The organism is Algibacillus agarilyticus (assembly GCF_003286125.1).
GTDB lineage: Bacteria > Pseudomonadota > Gammaproteobacteria > Enterobacterales > Alteromonadaceae > Algibacillus > Algibacillus agarilyticus.
The window spans coordinates 1-2,623 of the sequence record NZ_QMED01000064.1; the positions used below are offsets into that span (position 1 = coordinate 1).

Consider the following 2,623-nt stretch of genomic DNA (forward strand, 5'->3'; position numbering starts at 1 on the left):
CAACATTTTTACGGCAAACATTTGTTGAATGGGCTGGTCAATCGGTGCGATATTCGTTTTGGGTTAAAGCTTATTATCAACAGCAAGCAGCGAAAGGAAAACCGCATAATACCATCATCAGAGCGTTGGCATTTAAGTGGATCAGGATATAATTATTGCGGTGCTGGAAAACCAGCACCGCATATGATGAATCAACCTATCTAGAAGCCTTGAAAAGTAAGGGTTCACCGCTCTTAAAATATGCGGTAGAAAGTAAAACTTAATGCTTGCTGTCCACCTCAGGGCGTGTTGTTATAAGCCACTTACCCTACACCTATTTCTTAATGTTTTTTGGTATAAAACCAAGTAGTTGTTCAGTGCTTTGAATCGTTAGCCGCTGCTCTGGAAACTGGTGCAATTTAATATTTAAGTACTCAGTGCTAGAAATTAATTTACCCACTCGCTTAAGAAAACTAGGCGTTTTATCAGAAAACAAACCACTTTCCGATGTAATAGCTTCAATGTTTTGCCAAGGAATAAATAAGTTTTTATGACCAAACTTAAAAGGAAAAAGTACTCTTAAATAAACTCCGTTGCTGTTTGCTGCAACTTTCAAAAAACCGTTATGCCTTGTTTTGCCGATATACCCATTTCCAGTTTGGAAATTTTCATCTGGATTATCGTATTTATTATTTCCATACTTTTTAGCTAAATTTTGCCATCCACTTTCTTTTCCTAACGTATAAGAGACACCAAACCAACCAGCTACAAAAACGATAAAAAACCAGTGAGAGGTTAAAAAAGACTCTAATAAGCCCTGAAAATTGATTACATACTCTTGAGCGATAGGAGGTATTTCACCACCAGTGCCTGAATAGAAAGAAAGGATGAAAAATGAGAAAAATGAAACAGCCCAAATTAATCCAATAAACTTTAAAACAATCTTCATACTATCCTTGTGGCTTATAACGCCTTGCTCAGCGGTGAGTTAAACTGGCGCTTTTTTGCCGGGTTTATGGCAAAAAAAGTGACAGTTTGACGAGTCCGACTGCAGCAACTTGTTAGCACTTTTATATATACTTCCTCCAACTAACGCCTCTAGCAGACAACGTTCCAGTAATTTCTGTCATAAATGTAAGAAATAACTTGAACCCAACTGCTGCATCACTCTCTAATAAATAATCTGTTGTCCCTTGCTCAGTAACAAGCAAGCCATGGTTTCTAATTAATAGACCTTGGCTCAAATCTAATAGCAGATCAGGTTTTTGTTCAGGTTCTAACTGTGCAAGTTGATCTAATATTAGTTCTAATCGAGAACCACCATATGTAACAATACTGGTTAATATCTTTTGGGTCGGCCAATTATGAGTAACACCCAATTGCGCGCCTACTGATGAAGCTGATTTTAGGCTTCTAACACTTGCTATATTATCACCAATTGACTTTAAGACATTCAAGTTCAAAGTGGTTTTCACTTCCATTGTAGCGACAACTCCCTCTTGAAAAATTAAGTCGTTATCACTTGCAAACTGCAATCTAGGCATACTTTTTAGCACAAGAACAATATCTTGTTGTTTCGAATAATTATCTTCAGAGTCAAATATTTGTCCTGACAGAACGGTAATGAGTTCTGGAAGGTGATCAGAAAGGAAATCCTTAAGAATTTGCTCTCTTGCTGCACCGGCAGTTGCATTGTGATTTAACACTTTTGTTGCTTCATACTTACTATTGAGTATTTTTAGTGAGTTTTCACAATACTTCTGAAATACTTTTGTGTTCATTCCGATCCTTAAATGTACGGGGTGCTAACGCCTTGCTAAGAGGCGAATAATGGTTGGCTAAAATAGTGAGTGCAACGAACAAAAGCCAACTGTTATTTGTCCTTTTAAGCAACTTATAGTTGCTCCGTTCCATTAATTAATCAGTTTACCTAACTTATTAATAGGTGGAATATGCTTCTGTTGCTTACGAATATTTGAGCGAAAACATTCGATGCTTATAACAAGACTTTCGGAGCAACAGAAGTCACTTGTTTCAATACGCATACTCAGGGATTGCCGTCTATATCGACTATCTATAAGACCTGCGAGAAACAATACCACTGCCATATTCCATGGTTAACTTTACGCTTTGGAGGTCAAAAATGAAAGTTTTTAATCCTACTGATTTTGCCGCCCTTATCGCTATCGATTGGGCAGATCGTAAACACGACGTTTGTGAACTCGAACAGAAAAGCGACAAACCCATTTTTACCGTTATTTCCTCAAAACCAGAAGCTATTAATGCTTGGGCGAATACTTTAAAACAAAAATATAATGGTCAACCCGTTGCTGTCGCTTGTGAATTAAAAAAAGGCCCTTTAATTTATGCGCTCAGTAAATTTCAGCATATCGTATTGTTTACTATAAACCCCTCTACCGTAGCAAAATACCGAAAGGCATTTACACTCAGTGGGGCTAAAGACGATCCAACAGACGCGGCTATCCAATTAGAAATATTACAGCAGCATATGCCTAAATTGAGCGTCATTACACCCGATACCGAAAGTGTCAGGTCGCTTGCCCAACTGGTTGAATATCGTCGTAAACTCGTGCAAGACCGTGTAGATTTAACAAATAAAATCACCACAACGTTGAAGAATTAT

The 2,623-nt window shown here is 37.7% G+C and carries 3 protein-coding genes and 1 pseudogene; 2 read left to right on the forward strand and 2 right to left on the reverse strand.

Annotation, left to right across the window (positions count from 1 at the left end; translation table 11 throughout):
- A pseudogene (locus tag DPX34_RS22170) lies at positions 1-263 on the forward strand (IS110 family transposase); the annotation flags it as partial.
- 50 nt (positions 264-313) lie between these two features.
- On the opposite strand, the gene DPX34_RS21445 reads toward DPX34_RS22170, so the two are convergent.
- Positions 314-928 carry a hypothetical protein gene (locus DPX34_RS21445; RefSeq protein ID WP_111980444.1) on the reverse strand — a complete coding sequence of 205 codons (615 nt, stop codon included), beginning with the start codon at positions 926-928 and terminating at the stop codon, positions 314-316.
- 121 nt (positions 929-1,049) lie between these two features.
- Complete coding sequence (locus DPX34_RS21450) at positions 1,050-1,760, reverse strand: DUF6602 domain-containing protein (protein WP_111980445.1); 711 nt, start codon at positions 1,758-1,760, stop codon at positions 1,050-1,052.
- A 362-nt stretch (positions 1,761-2,122) separates the two neighbouring features.
- On the opposite strand from DPX34_RS21450, the gene DPX34_RS21455 reads away from it, so the two are divergent.
- On the forward strand, positions 2,123-2,623 hold a 501-nt coding region (locus DPX34_RS21455), incomplete at its 3' end, for an IS110 family transposase (RefSeq protein WP_157964591.1).

Coding starts and splice junctions, on each gene's coding strand:
- DPX34_RS21445 (WP_111980444.1), bottom strand. CDS start 928: ATGAAGATTGTTTTAAAGTTTATTGGATTAATTTGGGCTGTTTCATTT.
- DPX34_RS21450 (WP_111980445.1), bottom strand. CDS start 1,760: ATGAACACAAAAGTATTTCAGAAGTATTGTGAAAACTCACTAAAAATA.